1 protein-coding gene is annotated in these 255 nt (G+C 61.2%); it reads left to right on the top strand.

Annotated elements, in window-relative coordinates:
• Positions 1-68 precede the first annotated feature (68 nt).
• The coding region (locus L9G74_RS21325; RefSeq protein ID WP_238898792.1) for a hypothetical protein at positions 69-255 on the top strand (187 nt) is incomplete at its 3' end.

The following is a 255-nucleotide window of genomic DNA, read 5'->3' as shown; positions in this document are numbered from 1 at the left end:
AACTCCGCCTTCGACCCCAACTCCAAGATACCGGAGTACAAGGTCTGCGCCGTGCGCATCGAGAAGGTATGACGACCCCCCTCAGCCAGTTTCCCAAGCCGGAAGCAGAGCAGTACAAGGCGCAGCGTAAGCTGTTCCTTGTCCCCAACTTCGCATTCCCCCGCGACGCCCCCGACGAACTGCGCCAGCTATTGGACCGCTACTGGTCAGAAGTACGGGAGCACATCGACAACCTCGAACGGTCCCTGGGCACGG

The sequence above is a fragment of the Shewanella electrica genome (assembly GCF_022321485.1).
Taxonomy (GTDB): Bacteria; Pseudomonadota; Gammaproteobacteria; order Enterobacterales; family Shewanellaceae; genus Shewanella; species Shewanella electrica.
Note: the sequence above shows the minus strand (reverse complement) of the source record. Positions and strands in the feature narration are given on the sequence as shown.